The organism is Microbacterium wangchenii, assembly GCF_004564355.1.
GTDB classification, from domain to species: Bacteria; Actinomycetota; Actinomycetes; order Actinomycetales; family Microbacteriaceae; genus Microbacterium; species Microbacterium wangchenii.
On sequence record NZ_CP038266.1, the window covers coordinates 2,007,206 to 2,030,024 of the forward strand.

The 22,819-nt window shown below is 71.9% G+C and carries 23 protein-coding genes and 1 tRNA gene; 10 read left to right on the forward strand and 14 right to left on the reverse strand.

Annotation, left to right across the window (positions count from 1 at the left end; genetic code table 11):
* The first annotated feature begins 19 nt into the window (after positions 1-19).
* Together E4K62_RS09615 and rpsT are read left to right on the forward strand one after the other, a co-directional pair.
* Positions 20-739 carry an alpha/beta fold hydrolase gene (locus tag E4K62_RS09615; protein WP_135066776.1) on the forward strand — a complete coding sequence of 240 codons (720 nt, stop codon included), beginning with the start codon at positions 20-22 and terminating at the stop codon, positions 737-739.
* Positions 740-851: 112 nt separating this feature from the next.
* Positions 852-1,112, forward strand: a complete 261-nt coding sequence (gene rpsT, locus E4K62_RS09620) for a 30S ribosomal protein S20 (RefSeq protein ID WP_135066779.1) — start codon at positions 852-854, stop codon at positions 1,110-1,112.
* A gap of 97 nt (positions 1,113-1,209) precedes the next feature.
* Here the strand turns inward: rpsT and holA are convergent, their stop codons facing one another.
* From holA to E4K62_RS09635, 3 genes are read right to left on the reverse strand one after another with little or no spacing between them, the layout of a single operon-like run.
* Positions 1,210-2,247, reverse strand: coding sequence for a DNA polymerase III subunit delta (gene holA / locus E4K62_RS09625; protein WP_135066782.1), 1,038 nt, complete (start codon positions 2,245-2,247; stop codon positions 1,210-1,212).
* 9 nt (positions 2,248-2,256) lie between these two features.
* Positions 2,257-4,578, reverse strand: a complete 2,322-nt coding sequence (locus tag E4K62_RS09630) for a ComEC/Rec2 family competence protein (RefSeq protein ID WP_240742647.1) — start codon at positions 4,576-4,578, stop codon at positions 2,257-2,259.
* A complete protein-coding gene (locus E4K62_RS09635) occupies positions 4,575-5,165 on the reverse strand; it encodes a ComEA family DNA-binding protein (protein WP_240742648.1) in 591 nt (196 codons plus the stop codon). Before E4K62_RS09635 ends, E4K62_RS09630 begins: the two co-directional genes overlap by 4 nt.
* A 378-nt stretch (positions 5,166-5,543) precedes the next feature.
* Between E4K62_RS09635 and E4K62_RS09640 the strand changes: the two genes are divergently transcribed.
* Positions 5,544-6,032: a peptidase M23 gene (locus E4K62_RS09640; RefSeq protein WP_240742649.1), complete on the forward strand. Its 489-nt coding sequence runs from the start codon at positions 5,544-5,546 to the stop codon at positions 6,030-6,032.
* 35 nt (positions 6,033-6,067) lie between these two features.
* Here the strand turns inward: E4K62_RS09640 and leuS are convergent, their stop codons facing one another.
* A complete protein-coding gene (gene leuS / locus E4K62_RS09645) occupies positions 6,068-8,647 on the reverse strand; it encodes a leucine--tRNA ligase (RefSeq protein WP_135066785.1) in 2,580 nt (859 codons plus the stop codon).
* 69 nt (positions 8,648-8,716) lie between these two features.
* On the reverse strand, positions 8,717-10,015 hold the full coding sequence (gene pabB / locus E4K62_RS09650) for an aminodeoxychorismate synthase component I (protein ID WP_135066788.1): 1,299 nt from the start codon (positions 10,013-10,015) through the stop codon (positions 8,717-8,719).
* 42 nt (positions 10,016-10,057) lie between these two features.
* On the opposite strand from pabB, the gene E4K62_RS09655 reads away from it, so the two are divergent.
* Genes E4K62_RS09655 through E4K62_RS09670 form a run of 4 tightly spaced genes read left to right on the forward strand, consistent with a single transcriptional unit; the run spans position 10,058 to position 13,330 of the window.
* Positions 10,058-10,720 (forward strand): DedA family protein, encoded by a 663-nt coding sequence (locus E4K62_RS09655; RefSeq protein ID WP_135066791.1) that lies wholly within the window; start codon positions 10,058-10,060, stop codon positions 10,718-10,720.
* Between the two features lie 5 nt (positions 10,721-10,725).
* Complete coding sequence (locus E4K62_RS09660; RefSeq protein ID WP_135066794.1) at positions 10,726-11,769, forward strand: App1 family protein; 1,044 nt, start codon at positions 10,726-10,728, stop codon at positions 11,767-11,769.
* A gap of 28 nt (positions 11,770-11,797) precedes the next feature.
* On the forward strand, positions 11,798-12,511 hold the full coding sequence (locus tag E4K62_RS09665; RefSeq protein WP_135066797.1) for an SOS response-associated peptidase: 714 nt from the start codon (positions 11,798-11,800) through the stop codon (positions 12,509-12,511).
* A gap of 9 nt (positions 12,512-12,520) precedes the next feature.
* Positions 12,521-13,330 carry an alpha/beta fold hydrolase gene (locus E4K62_RS09670; RefSeq protein ID WP_135066800.1) on the forward strand — a complete coding sequence of 270 codons (810 nt, stop codon included), beginning with the start codon at positions 12,521-12,523 and terminating at the stop codon, positions 13,328-13,330.
* Between the two features lie 3 nt (positions 13,331-13,333).
* Here the strand turns inward: E4K62_RS09670 and E4K62_RS09675 are convergent, their stop codons facing one another.
* The gene (locus E4K62_RS09675; RefSeq protein ID WP_135066803.1) at positions 13,334-14,764 is read right to left on the reverse strand and encodes an FAD-dependent monooxygenase; all 1,431 of its coding nucleotides are present in this window, start codon (positions 14,762-14,764) and stop codon (positions 13,334-13,336) included.
* 174 nt (positions 14,765-14,938) lie between these two features.
* Here E4K62_RS09675 and E4K62_RS09680 point away from each other — a divergent pair, with 174 nt between their 5' ends.
* Positions 14,939-15,847, forward strand: a complete 909-nt coding sequence (locus tag E4K62_RS09680; RefSeq protein ID WP_240742650.1) for a 3-methyladenine DNA glycosylase — start codon at positions 14,939-14,941, stop codon at positions 15,845-15,847.
* A gap of 632 nt (positions 15,848-16,479) precedes the next feature.
* Here the strand turns inward: E4K62_RS09680 and E4K62_RS09685 are convergent.
* From E4K62_RS09685 to E4K62_RS09695, 4 genes are all read right to left on the reverse strand, one after another.
* Positions 16,480-17,679 carry a glycoside hydrolase family 3 N-terminal domain-containing protein gene (locus E4K62_RS09685; protein WP_240742651.1) on the reverse strand — a complete coding sequence of 400 codons (1,200 nt, stop codon included), beginning with the start codon at positions 17,677-17,679 and terminating at the stop codon, positions 16,480-16,482.
* Positions 17,680-17,714: 35 nt separating this feature from the next.
* On the reverse strand, positions 17,715-17,870 hold the full coding sequence (locus E4K62_RS18685) for a hypothetical protein (protein WP_167747769.1): 156 nt from the start codon (positions 17,868-17,870) through the stop codon (positions 17,715-17,717).
* Entirely contained in the window at positions 17,867-18,772 is a 906-nt protein-coding gene (locus E4K62_RS09690) for a DUF5996 family protein (protein WP_135066806.1), read from the reverse strand. The genes E4K62_RS18685 and E4K62_RS09690 overlap by 4 nt, the downstream gene beginning before the upstream one ends.
* A 141-nt stretch (positions 18,773-18,913) precedes the next feature.
* Complete coding sequence (locus E4K62_RS09695) at positions 18,914-19,429, reverse strand: hypothetical protein (RefSeq protein WP_135066809.1); 516 nt, start codon at positions 19,427-19,429, stop codon at positions 18,914-18,916.
* A 78-nt stretch (positions 19,430-19,507) separates the two neighbouring features.
* On the opposite strand from E4K62_RS09695, the gene E4K62_RS09700 reads away from it, so the two are divergent.
* Positions 19,508-20,038, forward strand: coding sequence for a TetR/AcrR family transcriptional regulator (locus E4K62_RS09700; protein WP_135066812.1), 531 nt, complete (start codon positions 19,508-19,510; stop codon positions 20,036-20,038).
* Between the two features lie 88 nt (positions 20,039-20,126).
* On the opposite strand, the gene E4K62_RS09705 is transcribed toward E4K62_RS09700, so the two are convergent.
* Positions 20,127-20,199 (reverse strand) — tRNA-Ala (locus E4K62_RS09705).
* A gap of 112 nt (positions 20,200-20,311) precedes the next feature.
* Here E4K62_RS09705 and E4K62_RS09710 point away from each other — a divergent pair.
* Positions 20,312-20,746, forward strand: coding sequence for a VOC family protein (locus E4K62_RS09710; protein WP_135066815.1), 435 nt, complete (start codon positions 20,312-20,314; stop codon positions 20,744-20,746).
* 13 nt (positions 20,747-20,759) lie between these two features.
* On the opposite strand, the gene rsfS is transcribed toward E4K62_RS09710, so the two are convergent.
* From rsfS to nadD, 3 genes are read right to left on the reverse strand one after another with little or no spacing between them, the layout of a single operon-like run.
* Positions 20,760-21,131: a ribosome silencing factor gene (gene rsfS / locus E4K62_RS09715; RefSeq protein WP_135066818.1), complete on the reverse strand. Its 372-nt coding sequence runs from the start codon at positions 21,129-21,131 to the stop codon at positions 20,760-20,762.
* Positions 21,131-22,219 (reverse strand): hypothetical protein, encoded by a 1,089-nt coding sequence (locus tag E4K62_RS09720; protein WP_135066821.1) that lies wholly within the window; start codon positions 22,217-22,219, stop codon positions 21,131-21,133. The genes rsfS and E4K62_RS09720 overlap by 1 nt, the downstream gene beginning before the upstream one ends.
* Complete coding sequence (nadD, locus tag E4K62_RS09725; RefSeq protein WP_135066824.1) at positions 22,216-22,812, reverse strand: nicotinate-nucleotide adenylyltransferase; 597 nt, start codon at positions 22,810-22,812, stop codon at positions 22,216-22,218. The genes E4K62_RS09720 and nadD overlap by 4 nt, the downstream gene beginning before the upstream one ends.
* Positions 22,813-22,819 lie beyond the last annotated feature (7 nt).

The window sequence follows — 22,819 nt, forward strand, 5'->3', positions numbered from 1 at the left end:
CGTCGTTAGGCTGGAGGACATGACGGTCCAGGTGGTGCTCGTGCACGGCATCCGGACGTCGGCCACGATGTGGCGCGCACAGGTGGAATACCTGCAGGAACGCGGGACGCCGGTGACGGCCGTCGACCTCCCAGGGCACGGATCCCGCCTCGGGGGGACGTTCAGCCTGGAGGGCGCCTTCGACACCATCGACACCGCCGTCCGGGCGGCCGCCGAGCGCGGACCCGTCCTGCTGGTGGGCCACTCGATGGGCGGACTCCTGTGCATCGAGTACGCCGGCGCCGCCGACGCGCCGCCGGTCGCGGGCCTGATCGCCGCGTCCTGCACCGCCATCCCACGGGGCGTGGGGCTGTCCGCCTACCGGATGATCGCGCGGGGCTTCGACGCGCTGCCGGGCCGCGGCATCAGGATCACGAAGTACATGCTGAGCAGGACGCTCCCCGCCGAGACCCGGGAGGACTTCGGCGCCGGCGGCTACGCCTTCGACGCCCAGGATGCGGCGATGGCCAGTCTGTCGGTACTGGATCTGCTCACGGCCCTCCGCCGCATCCGCGTGCCGCTGTGGTTCGTCAACGGTCAGTACGACCAGCTCCGGATCAACGAGCGACTGTTCCGCAAGATCGCTCCCGACGCCGAGCTCATCGTGGTGCCGCGCACCACCCACCTGGTCTCGGCCATGCGTCCCGAGGTCTTCAACGCGGTGCTGAACCTGGCGATCACGACCATCGACCAAGACTGATAGACTCGGTGATTGGCTTGCGTGTGGGTTCCCACCCTCACGACCGCCGTGCGACACCCCTCTCTTGTCTCGCGGCATTGACCAGATCACTCCGAACGAAAGACCGTCGAACGTGGCGAATATCAAGTCGCAGATCAAGCGCAACAAGACCAACGAGAAGGCGCGTGCGCGCAACAAGGCCGTCAAGAGCGAGCTGAGGACCGAAGTGCGTCGTACGCGCGAGGCCATCGCCGCCGGCGACAAGGCCGCCGCGCAGAAGGCACTGGTCACGGCGACCAAGAAGCTCGACAAGGCCGTGAGCAAGGGCGTCATCCACGAGAACCAGGCGGCGAACCGCAAGTCGGCCATCGCCAAGCAGGTCGCAGCCCTCTAAGACCCTGATGAAGGCCCGTCCCGTTCGCGGGACGGGCCTTCATCGTGCCCGGGCGCAGCGGAGCCGCGGAGGCCCGCCGCGAACGGCACACGCGCGATCAGGACGCGAACGGAGCGCGCGTGGCGATCACGGTGATCATGCGCTCGAGCGCGAAGACCGGGTCGCGCGAGGCGCCTTTGACCTCCGCATCCGCCCGCGCGGTGGCGTGGATCGCCATGCCGAGGGTCACCTGCGACCACCCGACGAGGTCGCGCCGCGCGCGGTCGACCTGCCAATCCTTCATACCGAGGCGCGCGGCGAGGGCACGAGAAGGCTCCCGGCTGCCGGCGACGCGGGCCATCGTGCGGAGTTTGGATGCCACGGCGGCGACGAGGGGCACCGGGTCCGAGCCCGACGCCAGCGCGTGCCGCAGCGCCAGCAGGGCGTCCCCGTACCGTCCGGCGATCGCGAAATCGGCGACGGTGAAGGCCGAGGTCTCCACGCGCCCGCCGTAGTACCGCTCGACGATCCGGTCGTCGATGTCGCCGGGGACGTCGGCGATGAGCTGCTGGCACGCGGAGCCGAGTTCGGTGAGGTCGTCGGCGAATGCCGATACCAGAGCGCGCAGCGCCGTGGGGGCGATCCGCTTGCGTGCAGCGGAGAACTCCCCCGCAGCGAAGTCGTAGCGGTCGGAGTCGCGTTTGATCGCCGGGCAGGCGATCTCGATGCCGCCGCCCTCGCCGGCGCGGATGGCGTCGAGGAGCTTCTTGCCCCGCACGCTCGCCCCCGTGTGCCGCAGGATGACGGTGGCCCCCTCCTGGGGCTGCGCGAGGTAGCCCACGGCCTCGGCCAGGAACGCGTCGGAGCACCGCTCCACGCCGGAGACGCGCACCAGCCGCGGTTCGCCGAACAGCGACGGCGAGGTGACGGCCAGCAGGGTTCCGGGCGCGTAGTCGTCTGCGCGCAGGTCGGTGACCTCGAGACTGGGATCCTCCGCCTTCAGATATTCGCGGATGCCGGCCGTCGCCCGCTCGGCGCAGATCTCCTCGGGCCCCGAGATCAGCACGATCGACGCGGGCTGCGGATCGCGCCACGACACCTGAGGGATCGCCGAGCGCGCTTTCGCAGGCGCGCCGCGCCGGGATGTCGAAGCCATGCCACCAGCCTAATGACCGTGTGCGACGCCGCCTTCCCGCCACAGCCGCAGCGCATCGTCCTGCCGCCACACCGCGACGGTCCCATCGACGTCGGTGCGCGCCACCCGCGTGCCGCCGGTGCGCAGCAGGGTCAGGAGGCTGGCCCGCGGATGCCCGTAATCGTTGTCGCGGCCGACCGGGATGAGGGCGAGCTCGGCGTCGATCGCGTCGTAGAGAGCGGGGTCCTGGTCGGCGCTGCCGTGGTGGGCGACCTTCACCACGGCGTAGTCCTGCGAAGATGCACTCGCCCGCATGCGCGCCTGCGGTTCGGCCGAGAGGTCGCCCAGCAGCACCGTCGCCGGCAGACCGCCTCCCCGCACATCGATCGCGATGCTCGCGTCGTTTCCCGCCTCACGCACGGATGCGGCCGGCCACAGCGCACGCACGGTGGCGGCGCCCAGCGGGACGGCGTCGCCCGCGAGTGCCTGGTGGTGCTCGGCTCCGGCCGCCTCCAGCCGGGCCAATGCGCGGGCGCCGTCGGTGTCGGGCGGGCCATGCCACACGCGGGCCACCCGCCCCATGACGGCCTCCACTCCCCCGGCGTGGTCGGCGTCGAAGTGCGTGAGCACGAGCAGATCGAGCCGGTCGATACCGAACCGGTCCAGGCACTGCTGGAGGAGGTCGGGGGCGGGCCCGGTGTCGATCAGCGCCACGGACGACTCCGAGCGCACCAGCACGGCATCCCCCTGCCCCACATCGCACATCGCGATCTGCCATGCGGCCGGAACCGTCCACGGCGCGGTCACGCTAACCAGCGCCGCCTGCGCCGCGCCCCATCCCGCCGTCGCCGTGAGCACCGCGATGCTCGCCCCGCGCAGCATCCGGCGTCCACGCATGCCCGCAGGCATCAAGAGCGCCGCGATCAGTGCGGCGCACACGATGCCCAGCGCCACGGCCCCGGGAACCCCCTCCAGCCAGGGCAGCCGCTGCGCGGGGAGCGCGGCGACCGTCTCGGCGATGCCGGCGATCCACGCCGCGGGAACCCACGCGATCGCCACCAGGCCGTCCCGCACCACCGGCAGCGGCGCCGCCAGGCACGCGAGGAGCCCGGTGACCGTCGCCAGCGGCGCGGCCGGCCCGGCGAGCATGTTGGCCGGCACACCCAGGAGCGCCACGTGCGGATCGAGCACGATCAGGAGCGGCCCGCACGCCAGTTGCGCCGCGAGCGGAACGGCGATGGCCAGCGCGAGCATCCGCGGCATCCACCGACCCAGAACGGCGGCGAGGGGGCCGGCGAGCACGAGCAGCGAGGCGGTGGCGGTCGCCGAGAGGGCGAAACCCCACGTCAGGGCGAGCCACGGGTCGAGCATCAGCAGCACGGCCACGGCGACGCTCAGGACCGCCAGGCCCGACCCCGCGCGACCCAGCGCCATCGCGAGCATCGCGATCGAGGCCATCGCACCGGCGCGCACGACACTGGGTTCGGGGGTCACGAGCAGGACGAACAGGGCGAGCGCGCCGAGGCCCGCGGCCGCGCGCACCCCCCGGCGAGCCCCGCACAGTGCCGCGATGCCGAATGCCAGCCCGACCACGATGGCGCAGTTGGCGCCGGAGACGGCCGTCAGATGCGTCAGCGCGGCGCTGCGCATCGACTCCTCCAGCGTGGCGTCCACCGCCGCGGTGTCGCCGAGGGCCAGACCGGGGATCAGCGCCGCCCCCGGGGGCGGAAGACGTGCAGCCGCATCCGCCAGGCCGCGGCGCAGCTGGGCGAGCGGTGCCAAGATCCCCGCGGGCGGGTGCACCACCTCCACGGGAGCCGATGCACGGATGACGGCCACCTCCCGCTCCCCCGCCTCGGGCGGAAGCGGGACGCCGGGCACCCGGACTCGTGCGCCCAGGTCGACGCCCGCCAGAGACGCCGCATCGGCCGCCCGCACCCCCACGCGGACCACGACCGCGCTGGAGACGGCCTCGGCGCCGGCGCGGATGGTGTGGGCGGTCGCGTCGAACCACACGTCTCCGGACGAGGACGGATCGAGCCGGCCCGTCACGACGGCCTCCACCACGACCGCGCGCCCCGGTTCCGCGACTGAACGCGCCTCCGCACGCGAAGGCTCCACGACCCCGACGTGCGCGCACACCGCGCCGCCGACGGCAAGGCACACCGCCACGACGCCCCACCCCGCGCGTGGCCGGGTGGTCACCAGCATCCCGCTGATCACCGTCGCCGCGCCGGCACACAGGGCGACCGCCGCCCAGCCCGCCCACGGCGGGGCGAGGACCGCGAACGCCGCGGCCGCCCACGCGGTCGCCGCCACCGGCACCACGCGCGCGCCGCGCCGCGCGTTCACACCCGCACCTGCTCACGCAGGCCCGCCAGGAGCTTCTCCCCGATCCCGGGCACGGCCAGAAGGTCCTCGACGCTCGCGAACCGCCCGTTCTCCTCCCGCCACGTCAGGATGCGGTCGGCCAGCGCAGGCCCGATCCCGGGGAGCTCCTCCAACGCCGCCGCATCCGCGGTGTTCAGGTCGACGACCGGATCGCCCGGTGACGCCGCTGCCGGGTCCGGCACCGCACCCACGACGGGGACGAGGAGCTGCTCGCCGTCCTGCACCGCGCGCGCGAGGTTGACGGCGCCGCGGTCGGCGTCGGGCGCGAAGCCACCCGCAGCCGCGATCGCGTCAACGGCCCGCGCGGCCGGCTCCAGCGCGTACAGCCCGGGCGCGGCGACGGCCCCGGCGACATGGACGTACACGACCGCCGAGGCCGACGGCGCGGACGGCGCCGCGGAGGCCAGCGGCACGGTCTCGGCCGCGCCGGAGGAGCCCCGGACGATGCCGATGCCGACGGTCACGGCGAACACCGCCAGCACCAGGACGATGGCCGCTCCCACGCCCAGCCGCCGGCGGGCCCGGCCCCGCTCATGTCCCGACTCCACGCGCGTCACGCTAGGGCGCGGCGGAGCGCGGAGGGCGGCGGGTCGAGCCGTCCGTGGATCGTGGTGCCTGCGATGGCGACTGGGGAGGAGAGGCCTTCGGCGAGCCGTGCGAGAATCCGGGAGTGACGCGCGCGAGTAGTACCTCCTCAGCCGCGGCACGGAAGCGCACGGGCACGTGCACGCCGCGCCGGCGTACACGCGTGCGCACGCGGCGCCGAGGCACCCGTGCAGCACGGGCGAGGCGTGCCCGCCGCGTGCGGATCGCGGTGACCTCGGTGCTCACCGCCGCCGGCGTCGTGCTGCTCGCCGGCGTCGCCGCCCTGATCGGCACGGCCGTCCAGACCTTCGAGGACGCGGCGCAGAACCGAGACGAGATCGGTGGCTTCTCCGCCCCCCCCGCCCCCGGTGGCGCCCCCGCCGGCGTACGACGCCGACCAGCTCGGCAATGCGGCAACCATCATGGCTGCGGGCGGTGATCTCGGGTTGTCGCGGCGCGATCAGGCCATCGCCGTGATGACTGCGATGGGCGAGTCGTCACTGCGCAACATCGCCTACGGCGATTGGGAGACCAGCGGCGTGACCAACCCCGATGGATCGCGCACGACGTCGATCGGCCTGTTCCAGCAGCAGGACGGCTGGGGCACGCGGGAGCAGCGCCTCGACCCGTACACCGCCGCGACCCTCTTCTATGCCGCCATGCTCGAGAAGGTCCCCGAGCCCGAGCGGCAGCAGACCGAACCGACCCTCGTCGCCCATCGCACGCAGATCAACCGAGACCCCCAGCACTACGCGAAGTACTGGTCTCTTGCCGTCCGCGTCGTCGAGGAGCTCTCCGGAGAGCAGATCCCCGGTGTCGCCGCCCCCTGAGCGCGGCCTCGACCGCGCTCAGGGTCGCGAGCAGATCACTTCGTGGAGAAGCTGACGACCTTCGGCGCGCGCACGACGACACGGGCGACCTCACGGTCACCGAGAGCACGCTGGACCTTGACGTCGCCGCGGGCCAGCGCCTCCAGCGCGTCGGCGTCGATGCGGGCGGGCACCTCGAGAGTGGCACGCACCTTCCCGTCGACCTGGACCACGGTCGTGACCGTCTCTTCCACCAGCAGTGTCGGGTCGGGCGAGCGCCACGTCACGAGACCGACGAATGGCTCGTAGCCGAGCACGGCCCACATCTCCTCTGCGGTGTGCGGTGCGAACAGATCCAGCACCATGGCCGTCACCTCCGCCGCCTCCCGCACGGCCGGATCGCTCGCGCCCGGTCCGGAGTCGATGGCCTTGCGCGTGGCGTTGACCAGCTCCATCAGTCGCGCGACGACGACGTTGAACTTGGTCTGCTCGACCAGTCCCGGCGCGTCGGCGAGCAGACGGTGGGTCACGCGGCGCAGCGCCGCATCACCCTCCGCCCACACCACGTCGGGGCTGCTGTCGACGTCGTGCGCGACGCGCATCGCCCGGGCGAGGAACTTCGCCGCTCCGGTCGTGGAGACGTCGTCCCAGTCCTTGTCGTCCTCCACCGGCCCCGCGAAGGCCAGCGCGACGCGCAGCGCGTCGGCGCCGTGGGTGTCCAGCTCCTCCTGGAACAGCACCAGATTGCCCTTGCTCTTGGACATCTTCGTGCCGCCCAGGATGACCATGCCCTGGTTGATGAGGTTCGAGAACGGCTCGGTGAACTCCACCATGCCCATGTCGAACATCGCCTTGGTCACGAACCGCGCGTACAGCAGGTGCAGGATCGCGTGCTCGACGCCGCCGATGTAGAAGTCGACCGGCCCCCACTTGTCCGCCTCGCGGCTGGAGAAGGGCTGGGTCTCATCGCCCGGAGAGAGGAAGCGCATGTAGTACCACGAGGAGTCCACGAACGTGTCCATCGTGTCGGGGTCGCGCCGGGCGGGTGCGCCGGTCTCCGGGTCGACGGTTTCGACCCATCCTGTCGCCGCGCCCAGCGGCGAGGTGCCCTTGGGCGTCAGGTCGAGCCCTTCGACGTCGGGCAGGCGCACGGGAAGCTGGTCCTCGGGGACGGGCATGATGCGGCCGTCGTCGGTGTGGATCATCGGGATCGGCGTGCCCCAGAACCGCTGGCGCGAGATCAGCCAGTCGCGGAGCCGATACGTCTTGGCGGCGCGGCCGCGGCCCGTCGACTGGAGGATGTCGATGACCCGCGCGATCGCCGTGCGCTTGGAGAGCCCGTCCAGCGGCCCGGAGTTGATCATCCGGCCCTCGCCGGTGAGAGCGACGCCCGTGCGGGCGGGGTGGACCTCATCCAGCTGCCCTCCGAGCGGATCGATGGGCACACCGTCCTCGTCCACCTCGATGACCGGGATCGCACCCGTCACCGGCGCCGTCGTGTCGACCACGACGGTCACGGGCAGATCGAACGCGCGGGCGAAGTCCAGGTCGCGCTGGTCGTGCGCCGGAACGGCCATGACCGCTCCGTGCCCGTAGTCGGCCAGCACGTAGTCCGCCGCCCAGATCGGCAGCCGCGCGCCGTTGACCGGGTTGATCGCGTAGCGCTCGAGGAAGACACCGGTCTTGGGCCGGTCGCTGGACTGGCGGTCGATGTCGGTGGTCTTGCGCACGCCGTCCAGATAGCCCTGGAAGCGCATGCGGGCCTCCGGCGAGGCGTCCGCCACCAGCTCGGCGGCCAGGTCGGAGTCGGGGGCGACGACGAAGAACGTTGCGCCGTACAGCGTGTCGGGGCGCGTGGAGAACACCGTCACGCTGCCCGGGCGGCCTTCGATCTCGAAGTCGATGTCGGCGCCGACCGAGCGGCCGATCCAGTTGCGCTGCATCTGGATGACCTTCTGCGGCCAGAAGCCCTCCAGCTGGTTCAGGTCGTCCAGCAGGCGGTCGGCGTAGTCGGTGATCTTGAGGTACCACTGTGTGAGCTTCTTCTTCACGACCTCGTTGCCGCAGCGCTCGCAGCGACCGTCGACGACCTGCTCGTTGGCGAGCACGGTCTGATCGAACGGGCACCAGTTGACCGGGCTCTCCTTGCGGTACGCCAGCCCCCGCTCGTACAGCTTCAGGAACAGCCACTGGTTCCAGCGGTAGTACTCGGGGTCGCTGGTGTGCAGCACGCGGCTCCAGTCGAAGGAGACGCCGTAGTCGTGCAGGCTCGCCTTCTGCTGGGCGATGTTCGCGTACGTCCACTTCACCGGGTCGGCGCCGCGCTGGATGGCGGCGTTCTCGGCCGGCAGCCCGAAGGAGTCCCACCCGATGGGATTCAGGACGTTGTAGCCGCGGTGACGCCAGAACCGCGCGACGATGTCGGAGTAGAGGTAGTTCTCGGCGTGGCCCATGTGCAGGTCGCCCGAGGGGTAGGGGAACATCGCCAGGACGTACTTGCGCGGACGGGAATCCTCCTCGCCGCCGGCACGGAACGGGTCGTGCTCGGCCCAGAGGTCCTGCCACTTCCGCTGGATCGCGTGCGGGTCGAATCCGCCGCTCTCGGCAGCGGTCGGGGGGGTCGTGGTTCGGGACACGGAGAAGCCAATCTGGAACGTCGGGTTTCACGCCGAAGGCGCTCTGTCAACGTTACCGGACCGCCGTCCTCACCAGCCGGGAGGCAGCCCCGCGCCCAGCGCGGCCAGGGGGGCCCGCGCCTTCAGCGCCACCTCCGCGACCTCGGCCTCGGCCTGGGAGCGCCACGTGATGCCGCCGCCGGCGCCGACGTACGCTCCGCCGGGGCGGGTGAGGATGCTGCGGATCACCATCGCGAGGTCCCCCGACCCGTCGCTCCCGATCCACCCGAAGCATCCGGCGAAGACGCCGCGCGGCCCGCCCTCCAGCTCGTGGAGGATCGACATGGCCGACAGCTTCGGCGCCCCCGTCATGCTGCCCGCCGGGAACGTCGCCGCCAGGACGTCACCGACGGTCGTTCCCGGATCCAGCGTTCCGGCGATCGTGCTGACCAGCTGGTGCACCGTCGGATACGTCTCCACCTCCAGCAGCCGTTCGACCGTGACGCTGGCCGCATCGCACACGCGCGAGAGGTCGTTGCGCATCAGGTCCACGATCATGACGTTCTCGGCGCGCTCCTTCGGATCGCTCCGCAGATCGTCCACGAGCGCCGCATCCGCCGATGCATCCGCGCCCCGCCGCCGTGTCCCCTTGATCGGATGCGTGCGCAGTGTCCCCTCCGCCAGTTCCAGGAACCGCTCCGGGGTCGCGCTGACCAGCGCGACGTCCCCGAACCGGAGGAGGCCGCCGTGGTGGGAGGGCGCCGCCCGGCGCAGGCGGTCGTAGACGGTGAGCGGGTCGAACTCCCCCGCGATCTCGAAACGCGTCGTCAGGCACAGCTGGTAGGCGTCGCCTTCGCGGATGGCGTCGCGGCAGCGCTCGATCAGCGCGGCGTACTCCGCCGGGGCATGCCGCGCGGTGGCGCGCGCCTCATCCGCCGCCCCGGGCGCCGCGACCGGCGGCGCCGCCAGCAGCCGCTCTGCCACCTCGTGCCCGCGGCCCGATTCCGACACGACCCACACCTGCCGGGCAGCGTGGTCGAACGCGATCAGCTCGTCCGTCCGAACCCACATCTCGTCGGGGATCCCGTCACCGCGGCCGCGGACGGGGGCGCCGGCCGCCCCTGCTCCGGCCTCATATCCCACCCAGCCGACCCAGCCGCCGAGGAACGGGCCGGCCGGCGACTGCTCCGGATGCTGCGTCGCGTCCACCGCTCGCACCCTGGCCGGATCGTCTTCGGGCTCACCGGCACCCACCCAGCTCCACCCCGCTTGCGCGTCCGGACCGGCATCGAGCCAGAACACGTGGGAGCGGCCGGCGGCGAGAGCGGCGAACGCGGCCGCGGGGTCGACCCACCGTGGGAGGGGCGCGGCGGAAGTCGGCGGAAGCACGCTCTCAGGCTAGAGGGGGTGAGCAGCTCTAGGCTCTCTCCCGTGAACGAGATCCTCACCGGCGTGCTCGACGTGGTGCAATCGGTGGACCCCGTCCTGCGCACGCTCGTCGCCGGCCTGGCGATCCTGCTGGAGACCAGCGTCCTGGTGGGCCTGGTCGTCCCCGGCGACACGATCGTCATCGTCGCCGCGACGGCGGTGTCGTCGGTCGTCGAGGCCGTCGCGCTGGGTGTGGCCGTCCTCGTGGGAGCGCTCATCGGCGAGAGCATCGGCTTCGCCCTCGGCCGGTTCCTCGGTCCCCGCATTCGGAGCTCCCGGCTGGGCAGGCGCATCGGGGAACGCAATTGGGAGCGGTCGGAGCGCTATCTGCGGCGCCGCGGCGGCCCCGCGATCTTCCTGTCGCGGTTCCTGCCGGTGCTGCATTCCCTCGTGCCGCTCACGGTGGGGATGAGCGGCTACAGCTACCGGCGATTCCTCGCGTGGACCGCCCCGGCATGCCTGATCTGGTCGTCGCTGTACATCTCCGTCGCCGCTCTGGCTGCCGGAACGTACCGCGAGCTCGCCGACACGCTGCACTCCGCGGGCTACATCTTCGTCGGCGTGCTCGTGGCCTTCCTCGTGCTCGTCTACGTCGGGAAGAAGGTCATCGAACGCCTCGAGCGACGACACCTGGACGCGTCGGAGTCCGAGGACGTGGAAAGCTAGGGGGGATGTCCTCCTCCCCGCCCGAACGCACCAAGGTCCTCTGGCTCGCCCGTCTCGAACGGCGCGTGCACTCCTGGCGCGAACGCCGAGCGCGCGCGAGGGGCCTCCGACCCCAGGTGACCGGCTTCCCGGGCTACGGCGGGGAGGACTGGGTGCGCGTGGTCGGGCGGGTCCTCATCGCCCCGCCGATGCGCAAGGACGCCTCCGGGGAGTACGCCAGCGTGCGCGGATGGCGCAGCTTCGTCGCCGTCCCGGTCGGGTATGCGCAGGTGCGGATCGCTGTGGAGGGCGCCGTTCACGACGTGGTCGCCGATCGCGGCGGCGTCATCGACACGGTGATCCCTGCGCGCCTCGATCCCGGCTGGCAGACCGTGACCATGTCGGTGGAGGGCAGCGAGCCCGTCGAGACGCGCGTGTTCATCGTCGCCTCCGACGTGCGTTTCGGTGTCGTCTCCGACGTCGACGACACCGTCATGGTCACCGCTCTGCCCCGGCCGCTGCTGGCGGCGTGGAACTCCTTCGTCGTCGACGAGCACGCCCGCCAGCCGGTGCCGGGAATGGCGGTCCTGCTGGAGCGGCTCACGCGCGAGAACCCCGGCACACCCGTCCTGTACCTCTCGACGGGGGCATGGAACGTCGCGCCCACCCTCATCCGCTTCCTCCGCCGACACCTCTTCCCGCCCGGGTCCATCCTGCTCACCGACTGGGGGCCCACGCACGACCGCTGGTTCCGCAGCGGACAGGACCACAAGGCGAGCAACCTCCAGCGCCTGGCGGCAGAATTCCCCCGCATCCGCTGGCTCCTGGTCGGCGACGACGGCCAGCACGACGATCAGATCTACACGAAGTTCGCCATCGAGCATCCCGGCCACGTCGCCGCGGTGGCGATCCGCCGGCTCTCGCCGACGGAGGCGGTGCTCGCCGGTGGCCGGACGGTGGTCGACGACCACTCCGCCGCCAACGTTCCGTGGGTCACGGAGTCCGACGGGGCAGGTCTGCTGGAGCGGCTGGAGGCCGTGGGGATCGTCTCCACCGACCCGCACGCCTGAGGTCGGCGGTCTCGCGTACCGTTGACGCATGTGCGGTCGATTCTTCGTTGCCAACGTCGGTTCCGAGCTCGTGGGCGTGCTGCGCGTGGATGCGGCGGCGGAGGATCTGCCCGAGCCCTCGTACAACATCGCCCCCACCGCTTCCGTGGCGATCGTCCTCGACTCGGCCAAGACCGACCCGCCCACTCGTCGCCTGGAGCCGGCACGGTGGGGGCTCGTGCCGAGCTGGGCAAAAGATCCCAAGATCGGCGCGCGGGCGTTCAACGCGCGCAGCGAAGAGCTCGAAGACAAGTCGATGTTCCGCCGCGCGCTGCACAAGCGCCGGGCCGTGATCCCTGCGACCGGCTATTACGAATGGAAGGCGACCGATTCGGGGAAGGTCCCGCACTTCATCCACCCCGCCGCGGGCAGCCCCATGTTCTTCGCCGGGCTGTACGAGTGGTGGAAGAACCCCGCCGTCCCGGACGACGACCCGGACCGCTGGCTGCTGAGCTTCACGATCCTCACCCGCGACTCCATCGGGCGCCTGGGTTCGATCCACGACCGGATGCCGCTGTTCATGGACCCCGACCATGCCGACGCGTGGCTCGACCCCTCCACCGAGAACGTGCGTGACGTGCTGGACGCCGCCATCGACGCCGCCCCGGCGATCGCCGAGACCCTCGAGGACCACGTCGTGTCGAAGGCCGTGGGAAACGTCCGCAACAACGGCCCTGAGCTGATCGAGCCTGTCGAGGAGTGACCCGCACCCGTGACGAGACCCGCCCTCACCGCGCGGGGCGAATGGCCGCCGGGACTGGCGTACTTCCGCCTCGGCGCCGGCGCGCAGACGGTGTTCTTCCCCGGGCTCTCCGGAACGCCTGACCTCCCCTCAGGTGCGGACATGTGGATGCAGCGGCAGCTGCTGGCGCCACTGACCCGGGGCCGCGAGCTGATCTGGATGAACCGGCGCAGGGACCTCACCCCTCCCACCACGATCGCCCGCATCGCGCAGGACGGCGCCGACGTGATCCGCGCCCAGCTGTCGCCTCCGGTGGACGTCATCGGGCTGTCCACCGGCGGCAGCGTCGCGCTGCAGCTCGCCGTGGACCATCCCGAGCTGGTCCGGCGTCTCGTCGTGGCCGCCTCGGCGTGCCGGCTGAGCGATGAGGGGCGCCGTGTGCAACGCCGCCTCGGAGCCGCCGTGCGCGCCGGCAGGCCGCGGCAGGCGGGCGCCGCCGGCATCGGCGCGATGGCCGCCGGATCGTGGGGTGCCGCCGTGTTCGGCGCGGTGGGCTGGCTCATGGGGCACACCGTCTTCGGCCGCTCCGGTCCCGACCTCCTCGCCGTCGTCGACGCCGAGGACACGTTCGACGTCACCGACCGGTTGGGCGAGATCACCGCCCGCACGCTGATCGTGGGAGCCGAACGCGATCGGTACTACTCCGCGGAGCTGTTCCGCCGCACGGCCGAAGGCATCCCGGACGCGCAACTGGTGCTGTATCCGCGCACGGGCCACCTGGGCACGACGCTGCGGCGGCGGTACTACCGGGACGTCCGGGAGTTCCTCGACGGCCCGTGAGCATCAGGAGAGCGGAGCGCCGAACCACCGTTCGAGCGCAGACGTGAGACCGGCTTCGTCCTCGCCGGCCCACGCGATGTAGCCGTCCGGCCGCAGCAGCACGGCGGCCGCATCCACCCCGTCGCTGTGCTGCCGCACGTGATCGACGCGGTCGGCCCACCCCGCGACGGCGGTGAGCCTGCCGGTGCGATCCAGCAGCAGGCCGCGCCCGCGGCGCATGTGCTCGTACAGGCGTCCCCGCCCCAGCGGTACGTCGCGCATGCGGCGACCGACGAGGTCGGGTCCGGGCCCGAGGTCGTACCGGATGCCGATCCCGGTGATCTTCTCCACGAGATGACGGTTGACCCCGTCGACGCTCATGAGTTCGGTGAGCAGCCCTCGCACGGCCCGGGGACCGGGGTCGGCGGACTGCAGCTCCCCCAGTGCGCGGGTGGTGGCCAGCACGTCGGCGGCGACCGGACGGCGTTCGCTCTCATAGCTGTCCAGCAGCCCCACCGACGCGCGGCCGGTCACCTCGGCGGCGAGCTTCCAGCCCAGGTTGACGGCATCCTGGATGCCGAGGTTCAGTCCCTGCCCGCCCTGCGGCGGATGCACGTGCGCGGCATCGCCTGCCAGCAGCACGCGCCCCACGCGGTACCGGTCGGCCAGCCGGGTGGCATTCGTGAAGCGCGACAGCGAGCGCGGGTCGTGCACCCCGAAATCGGTGCCGGCGTAGGCCTGCAGCTGCTGCGTCACCTCCGCCAGGGTGGGCGGCGCGGCGCGGTCCTCGGCGACGGCGGCGGCGCGGACGAGCACCCGGTAGAACCCGTCACCCGACGACCCCAGCCCGAAGTCGTGGTGGACGCGGCGCACCTCCGCCATGGTCGCGGCGATGTCCTCCGCCGAGGCGGTCACCCGCATCTCGCCCAGCAGCCACTCCGCGGTGGCCGCCTCACCGTCGAAGGCGATCCCCAGCAGCCGGCGCACGGTGCTGCGCCCGCCGTCGCATCCGACCACGAAGCGGGCGCGCAGCACCGACCCGTCCCCGAGCGTCACGTCCACCCCCGTCGCATCCGGTGCGAGAGCCGCCACCTCCGCGCCTCGCTGCACCCGCGCGCCGAGCCTCAGCGCGTGCTCCGTCAGCAGCCGGTCGGTGACGGGCTGCGGAATGCCCAGCACGTAGCCGTGCGCCGTGTCCAGGTCATCGGGCCACGGCGCGTCGATGCCCGCGATGAACCCCGCCATCCGGTGCTGGGTGCCGTGCGCCAGGAACTCCTCCAAGAGTCCGCGCTGATCCATCAGCTCGATGCTCCGCACGTGCAATCCCAGCGCCCGCACCTGCCGCGTCGGTTCCAGGTCCCGCTCCAGGACGAGCACCTCCACGCCGTGCAGCCGCAGCTCGGCGGCCAGCATCATCCCCGTCGGCCCCCCGCCGACGATGATCACATCAGTCATCCCGTGTCCTCTCCCCCGCCCGGGATCCGGGCGCGACCGCCCATCCTGCCCCCGCACCGGGGTCTTGCCGCAAGCCCCCGTCCGGGCGATATCCTGGACCTGGCAGGGTGATCCCCTGCCTTTCGCGTCTCCGGGCCGGGGATGGCTTTCCGGCGCGGCGCCTATCCTCGAAGGATGCCCGTCGACGTCTCCGACCCCGTGCTGACCGAGCCCGTGACGCGGGACGCCGTGGTGCGCGATGCCGTGGTGCTGGATGCCGCGGACTGGCGAGCACGGGCCGAGGCCCATGCCGAGCGGGCCGACGCGCTGACCGCGGGCCGCCGGGCTCGCGCCGCGCGGGGGCAGACGCATCCCGTCGAGGACTTCCTCTTCACGTACTACTCCTACCGCCCCGCACTGTTGCGCCGGTGGCACCCCGGGGCCGGGGTCGAGCTGGCCGACGCAGGCGAGCGCATCGCGTGGCGGTGGTACCGTCCGGGCGCCGCGCCCGGCAGCGCCCGGGTCGACGTCGAACGCCACGGTGCCGAACGCGGCGACCTGGTCCGCAGCATCCGCGGGGTGCTGTCGGCGACCGCAGGACGCACCGCGGTGTTCGGATGCTTCGGACTGCACGAGTGGGCGATGCTGTACCGAAGCCCGGATACCCGTCACAGTGCTCCGCTGCGCCTGGGGCAAGCGGGCACCGACGCCGTCGTGGAGGCGCACGACCTGAAGTGCACGCACTTCGATGCGTTCCGTTTCTTCACCCCGGACGCCGTCCCGCGCAACCGCGACGCCCTCTCCCGCGAACGGCAGATCGCCTTCGAGCAGCCCGGGTGCCTGCACGCGGGGATGGACGTGTATCGGTGGGCCATGAAGCTCGGTCCGCTGGTGCCCGGCGAGCTGCTGCTGGACTGCTTCACGCTGGCCCGCGACATCCGCGAACTCGACATGCGCGCCTCCCCGTACGACCTCAGCGAGTGGGGCTACGCCCCCGTCGCCATCGAGACCCCCGACGGCAAGGCCGAGTACGTACGACAGCAGCGCGGCTTCGCCGAGCGTGCGGGTGTCCTCCGCGCTCGGCTCCTGGCTCTCGTGGCCTGACCGGCCCGCGCAGGCCCGCCGCGCCCCGCCCGACCCGGCCCGTACCCGAACTCCGCAAAAGCGCCGGGCGAGGGTCAGCCGCACCCCGGAATCCGGCGGCCCCGCGCCCGTCCGGCGGCCGGATTTGAGGAGTTCGGGCACGATGGCGCACCGCTCCCCGGGCACCGCGCGAAGCCCGCGTCGGCGTCGTCCGCCCCGTCGTCGGCGTCGGCGTCGGTGTCGGCGCGGGGGGCCCCGACCTACCCGCCACCCGCACCGCCTCAACTCCTCAAAAACCCAGCTCCAAGCGCAGCCCACCCTCGGAATCCCGCGACCCCGCGCCCGTCCGGCGGCCGGATTTGAGGAGTTCGGGCACGCGGCCCGTCGAGCCCGCGGCGTCGTCGCGGCGTCGACGGCGTCGCGGCGTCGACCGCGTCGGGGGGGGCGCCCCGACCTACCCGCCACCCGCTCTGCCCGAACTCCGCAAGTTCTCGGTACGCGGCACAGCCGAACCCCAGAATCCCGCGGACCTCCGCCACTGTGGCGGGCGGATTTGAGGAGTTCGGGCACCGGCGCGGAGTTGGGGCAGGACGGGCGCCACTCGGGCACCGGCCGCGCCCCGGGTCGGTCGCCGTCTTGCGGGGCGGGGTGTCTCAGCCCGCGGGGGTGCACTCCGGGCACGGGACGAAGCCCGCACCGGCGTCGGCGCGGGCGAGCCGCAGCGCCGCCACACGGGTGGCGGCCTCCTCGAGCCGGGCGGCGGGCAGCGCACCCGACTCGACGGCAGCGACGATGCCGTCCACCATGCGGGGAGCGGAGTCGGCCGTGCTGAACATGACCGAGAGCACGAGGTCGCTCCCCGCGGCCAGGGCGGCGACGGCGTTGGCGACGGGATCGGCGTAGGCCGGATCACCGGAGGCCTGCAGCATCCCGAGATCGTCGGTCACTGCGACCCCCGTGAAACCCAGCTCCTCGCGCGCGATGCGATGCCACTCCGGCGACAGGGACGCCGGCAGCTCGTCCACGGCGGGGTACCGGAGGTGTCCGAACATCAGCAACGGAGCACCGGCCTCGATGCCCGCGGCGAAGGGCACCGCATCGGTCGATCGCCACTGCGCGAGTGTCATCCCGCTCTCCGGGATGCCCGCGTGAGAGTCGCCGGGCGCCGCACCATGCCCGGGGAAGTGCTTGAGGGTGGATGCTGCCTGCACGCCCTCCCCCGCCACGGCGGCCGTGACACGCTCCGCGGTTGCTGCGGGGTCGGCCCCGAGACTCCGGCCGAAGATGAACATCGACCGATCGCCGGTGACGTCGGCCACGACGCCGAAGTTCACGTTCAGGCCGGCACGATCCACCAGCGCCGCGCGAGCGGCGAACGCGTCCCGCGCGGCATCGGCGCCGGCATCGCGCAGAGTACGTGCGCCGGGGAAGCCGTCCCACGGGAGGCGGGAGACATCGCCGCCCTCCTGATCGATCGCGATGAGCGGCGGGAACGAGGGGTTCGCGGTGAGGGCATCGGTGAAGGCGCGCAGCGACTCCTCATCGCCGGGGACGTTCGACCCCATCAGGATGAACCCTCCCAGCCCGTTGCCGGACACGTACGCGGACGCTGTGCCTGGGTCGACCGTCGGGATGTGCCCCATCACGACGCTCGCCGCCTTCTCCCCCAGCGACATCTCGGCGGTGAGCTCGGCGGCGCGCGCGAGCCGCTCCTGCGCACCCTCCGGCGCCGCGACGACACGCACCTCGGGGGTGGTTTCCTCGCTGTCAGCGTGCACGGGCAACGGCGGGACGGCCACGGCTAAGAGGAGGACCGCGGCGGTCCCGAGCAGTGCGCGCGGGAGCCGGATCATACGCGCGAGCCTACGCGGCGTGCCTGGCGGTCTCCTCAGTCCGCGGGGCCGCCGTCCTCACGCTCGGAGTGCGAGACCGGCATCCACGCGCCGGTGCGCAGCGCGTCGCGGGCGACCGCGATCTCCTCCGCGCCGCCCGGCTCGGCGTCGCTCCGGGCACCCGCCGGCCGCCGGTCCTCTGCGGCGGTCATGCGCGACCGGTCTCGCGGGGCCACGTGCCGGAGGCGGACGCGCGCCGATAGGTGGCGTCGAGGAATCCGCGCAGCGCGGCGTCCGGATCGTCGGCCGCGCGCACCCGCTCGTACGGCAGCACGAACTCCCCCAGGTCGCCGTCGAAGTACGCACCGTCGACGTCCAGGGCCCGGTCCCGGTATCCGGGCGGTTCGGGGTAGGCGTACGAGTAGAAGGCCCCCTCGGCCGCCCCGCCGGGCCAGTATCCGGCGCTGGAGACCTCGGAGTCGTAGGCCTCGTGCATGACACGATCGGGGCAGTTGGGCGCGCCGCCCGGATGCTGGGGAGCCGGTCGCCCGGAGAACCGGGAGGTGGCGAGGTCGAAGGCGCCCCAGAAGAAGTGCACGGGGCTCGCCTTTCCGCGGTAGGCCGCGCGGAACCCGTTCAGCACGCGCGACGCGGAGACCAGCGACACCCAGAACCGGTGCGCTGCCTCCGGGTCGTACGGGGCCGGCCGGGTGTCCTGATCGAACGGCACCACGTCGGGCAGCTCGACGGGCACGGAGTGCAGCTCGACGTCGGCCCCGAGCTCGGCGAGGAGGCCGGTGAACTCGGCGTAGAACTCCGCGATCGTTCCCGGGCGCAGCGCGATGTCACCCTCGCCCCCGTCGGTGTGCAGCATCCGCAGCCGGTGGTCGACGAAGTCGAACCGGATCTCCAGCCCTCCGGCTTCCAGCGGCATGAGCGACGTGGTCAGCCCGCGGCTGTCGACGTACAGCGGCACGTTCCACCAGTGGTTGACCAGGGGTGTGAGAGCGAGGCGCACCTTGCCCGCCATCTGCGTCCACAGATGCAGCGTGTCCCGGGTGCCATCCCACTCCTGCACCGGCAGTGCGGGCCACGCGTTCTCGGTGCTGGGCATGGGCATCCGTCCCTCTCTCGCGGCACGGTGCGCCGCTCACGTCCAGGATGACCGCATCACCGCCGCATAGCGAGAGGCGACTTCGTCATCGGTTCTCGAGAACGGCCGACAGAACCACATCCCGCTCCTTCTGGGCCTGCGTCAGACGGCTTCCCGCGCCCCGCCTGCACCGGAGGCCTGCAGGAGCCTCGCGCCGGTGCGCAGCGTGGGCGCGGCCAGGCGCCGGTGGATGCGGGATACCTGCGCCCACACGAACCGGCGGCGACGGGAGTGGAACGCGAAGGCGGTCGTCAGACTCACCGACCCGGCGGATGTTTCGATCAGGAGCCGACCGACCGAACCGGGGCCGACGGCACCGAGGAGGACGTGCGTCGCGTGTGACGCGTGGATCCGCCATCCGGCCACCGCATCCGGGCGGTCGTCGGGTCCCACCTCCAGTCCGAGCACCGTGTGGAAGATCAGCATGCGGCTGGCCCGGTCGATGCCCTTTTCGAACGTCGCCTCCGCCCACCGTCGGGCATCGGCGCGAACGTCGGTGACGAGGGTGAATCGATCCGCATACGTCGGGGTGATGTCCAGGAGATCGGGTGTGTCCGCGACCCGCAGGATCCCGCCGTGGACGTGCCCTCCCGAAGCGGCGGGGGTCGTGCGGGTCATCGCACCTCCAACTATTCGCGGGCGTACAGTTGAGACTGTATCCGCCACGGGCGGGGGCGACAAGGGGCGGGAGTCGGCATGGTGAACCTGAAGACGACGAGGTCCGCATGGATCGACGCCGCCGTCGCCCTCCTCACCGACGAGGGCGTCGAGGCCGTCGGGGCCGAAGCGCTCGCGCGTCGCCTGGGGGTGAGCAAGGGCGGCTTCTACGGCTACTTCGGCGATCGGGCGCGATTCCTCGCCGAGCTGCTCTCGACGTGGGAGCACGCCGCCACCGACGGGATCGTGACCCGCGTCGGCGTCGACGGCGACCCTCGCGAGCGCGTACGGGAGCTGGCCCGGGCGCTGCGGTCTGAGGAGCCCTCCATCCTGAGCGTGCAGACCGAGGTGGCGATCCGGGACTGGGCACGGCGGGATCCGGGCGTCCAGGCCGCCGTCCAACGGGTCCAGGTTGCGCAGGCGGCGTTCCTGCACGCACTCTTCCGCCAGTACTGCACCGAGCGCGAGGCACGCTACCGCACAGTGGTGGCGATGTCGGTGCGCCTGTCGACGCATTTCCTTCCGGACGAGGAGTCCGTCGATCTCGTGGTCGCCGAACTGCTCCGCTGAGACCGGATGGCTGCCTCTCCACGCGCCCGGATGCGTGACGCCGGCACCCCGACGAGAAGAGCCCCCGCGATCGCGGGGGCTCTTGTTGTGGACCTGAGGGGACTCGAACCCCTGACCCCCTGCATGCCATGCAGGTGCGCTACCAGCTGCGCCACAGGCCCGGATGTTGCCTCACGTGGCAACCCCCCAAGGTTACTACATTCCTGACCCCCGCTCGAACCAAGGCGGGTGTCTGCGCGGCCCGATATCGTGCTTTCAACGAAGGGAACGCCCATGCCCTCTCTCGGCAACATCGTCTTCTACGCCGACGACCCGCCCGCGCTCGCGCGGTTCTGGTCCGACGTCTTCGGGTATCCGCATTCGACGTTCGAGGGCGAGCTTCGGGAGACACTGCTGGCCAGCGGTCTGACCGAAGACGACCTCGCCCATCGGGGGCTGGCCGAGGATCCCACCGGCCGCGGACCGCGCCTGTTCTTCCATCACGCCGACGGGCCGAAGACCGAACGCAACCGCATCCACATCGACGTCACCGCCGACCGGCCCGACGGACAGTTGCAGATCTCGCCGGAGCTGCTGGATGCGGAGAAGGACCGGCTCGTGGGACTCGGCGCGCAGGTCGTGCGCCTCGTGGAGCAGAACTGGGGTCCGTGGCCCGAACGCTACTGGCAGATGCGCGACCCGGAGGGGAACGAGTTCTGCCTGCAGTGAATGCGAGCCGGGGCTATTCCGCCGGCGTCGGCAGGTCGATCGGGACGAGCGGGCAGTCCTTCCAGAGCCGCTCGAGCCCGTAGTACACGCGCTCCTGTTCGTGGAACACGTGCACCACCAGGTCGCCGAAGTCCAAGAGGATCCACCGGGACTCGGCGCGGCCCTCGCGGCGCAGCCGCTTGTGACCGGCTTCGAGCAGCTTGGCCTCGACCTCGTCCGCGATGGCGGCGACGTTGCGCTCGTTGCGCCCCGTGGCCAGCAGGAAGATGTCGACGAGCGGGAGCGGCTGTGACACATCCAGCGCGATGAGGTCTTCGGCTCCCTTGGAGTCGGCGGCATGCGCGGCGATGTCGAGCATGGTGCGAGAGGAGTCGGTGGCGGCCATCAGAATACTCCGGTCGTCACGGCGAGGATGAGCACGCCCACGAGGGCGAGGGCGAGCACGCCGGCGGTCACGACCAGCGCCAGCATGAGCTTGTTGCCCTTCTCCGGCGCCGGCGGCCGGATGATCTCTTCTCCGGAGTGGCGGGCTGTGCTGATCGCGGCGCTCGCGGCGATGGGCGTCGGGGACGACGAGGCCGGCAGTTCTCCGTCGATGAGGGTCGCATCGACATCCTTGCCGTCGGTGGTGCCATGCGCGTGGCCGTTGGATCCGAGCCCGGCGGGCAGGTCGAACGAACCGGTGATGAGCACTTCGCCGGTGGACGAGATGGGAGCCAGCGGCGTGGCGGTGGGGGTCTGCGAGAGGATCAGGGCGTTGGGCGTGGACGTCGAACCCGATCCCGAGCCACTGCGGGCGATCAGCTGATCGAAGGACGGCGGGATGGAGACCGCCGGCTGGTCGCCCGCGAGGAGCCCCGATCCGAGCGCCGGATTGACCACAGAGGAGACGGGTGCGTCCTCTTCATCGCTCTCGACGGCATCATCACTCTCGACGGCGGTCTGAACCTCGGACGCTGCCGCAGGCTCCGGCTCCGGCTCGGGCTCAGCGAGGTCCTGCGCGGGTTCGTCGTCGGTGACAGCGGCGGTCGCCACCGCCGACACGGGCGCAGCTGCGGCCTCGGCCTCTTCGGGCCGGTCGTCCTCGTCGGCCGGATCCGGTGCCGTCGCCGGTTGCGTGGCCGGCGGGACGACCGTCGCCGCCTGCAGGGGGATGGCGTCGACCTGGATGACGGGAACGGATGCGGTGCGGATGCGCTCCTGCGTGCGGGCCTGGCGCCGCGTCAGGGGAGATACACCCAGATCAACGGCGGCATCGGGCAGCGGCGCCGGAGGGACGGGAGCGGGGGCGGCAGCGCGAGGAAGCGGAGTCGGGGCGGCGGGCGCCACTGGCTCCGGGGCGGAGCTCTCGCGGGCGTCGGCGTCGACCTCTGCGTCGGCCGGCGTGATGATCGGGGTCGCCCCCGTGGCGCGGATCTCGCGCAGACGGCGACGGGTCAGTGGGGTGGATTCGGGCTGATCTGGTGTGCTCATGCCTTGCTCCGATAGAGGTGGTGCTTTGCGATGTACTGAACGACCCCGTCGGGGACGAGGTACCACACGGGATGTCCTTGACGCACCCGATCACGACAGTCGGTCGACGAGATGGAGAGCGCGGGGATCTCGAGTTGGCTGACGTCTTCGGTGGGCAAGCCTTCCGTGCTCAGTACGTGGCCGGGTCGTGAGACTGCGACGAAGTGCGCGAGGTCCCACAACTCATCATGGTCCCTCCAACTGAGAATCTGCGCCACCGCGTCGGCACCGGAGATGAAGAACAGCTCGGCGTCGGGCCGCTGGGCCTTCAGGTCGCGGAGGGTGTCGATCGTGTAGGTGACTCCCCCGCGATCGATGTCGACGCGGCTGACCGTGAACTGCGGGTTCGACGCCGTCGCGACCACCGTCATGAGGTACCGGTGCTCGCTGGAGGTCACATGCTCCTTGTGCCACGGCATTCCGGTGGGGACGAACACGACCTCGTCGAGGTCGAAGCTCTGGGCGACCTCACTGGCCGCCACCAGGTGGCCATGGTGGATGGGATCGAACGTCCCACCCATGACCCCGATCCGCGGCGCGCGCTCCCCCGACATCCAGTGG

Coding starts and splice junctions, on each gene's coding strand:
- E4K62_RS09615 (WP_135066776.1), top strand. CDS start 20: ATGACGGTCCAGGTGGTGCTCGTGCACGGCATCCGGACGTCGGCCACG.
- rsfS (WP_135066818.1), bottom strand. CDS start 21,131: ATGGCCGCCACCGACTCCTCTCGCACCATGCTCGACATCGCCGCGCAT.
- E4K62_RS09695 (WP_135066809.1), bottom strand. CDS start 19,429: ATGACCCGCACGACCCCCGCCGCTTCGGGAGGGCACGTCCACGGCGGG.
- E4K62_RS09720 (WP_135066821.1), bottom strand. CDS start 22,219: ATGAGCACACCAGATCAGCCCGAATCCACCCCACTGACCCGTCGCCGT.
- nadD (WP_135066824.1), bottom strand. CDS start 22,812: ATGTCGGGGGAGCGCGCGCCGCGGATCGGGGTCATGGGTGGGACGTTC.
- E4K62_RS09685 (WP_240742651.1), bottom strand. CDS start 17,679: ATGATCCGGCTCCCGCGCGCACTGCTCGGGACCGCCGCGGTCCTCCTC.
- E4K62_RS09690 (WP_135066806.1), bottom strand. CDS start 18,772: ATGCCCAGCACCGAGAACGCGTGGCCCGCACTGCCGGTGCAGGAGTGG.
- E4K62_RS09675 (WP_135066803.1), bottom strand. CDS start 14,764: ATGACTGATGTGATCATCGTCGGCGGGGGGCCGACGGGGATGATGCTG.
- E4K62_RS09665 (WP_135066797.1), top strand. CDS start 11,798: ATGTGCGGTCGATTCTTCGTTGCCAACGTCGGTTCCGAGCTCGTGGGC.
- E4K62_RS09680 (WP_240742650.1), top strand. CDS start 14,939: ATGCCCGTCGACGTCTCCGACCCCGTGCTGACCGAGCCCGTGACGCGG.
- E4K62_RS09710 (WP_135066815.1), top strand. CDS start 20,312: ATGCCCTCTCTCGGCAACATCGTCTTCTACGCCGACGACCCGCCCGCG.
- E4K62_RS18685 (WP_167747769.1), bottom strand. CDS start 17,870: ATGACCGCCGCAGAGGACCGGCGGCCGGCGGGTGCCCGGAGCGACGCC.
- E4K62_RS09700 (WP_135066812.1), top strand. CDS start 19,508: ATGGTGAACCTGAAGACGACGAGGTCCGCATGGATCGACGCCGCCGTC.
- E4K62_RS09660 (WP_135066794.1), top strand. CDS start 10,726: ATGTCCTCCTCCCCGCCCGAACGCACCAAGGTCCTCTGGCTCGCCCGT.
- holA (WP_135066782.1), bottom strand. CDS start 2,247: ATGGCTTCGACATCCCGGCGCGGCGCGCCTGCGAAAGCGCGCTCGGCG.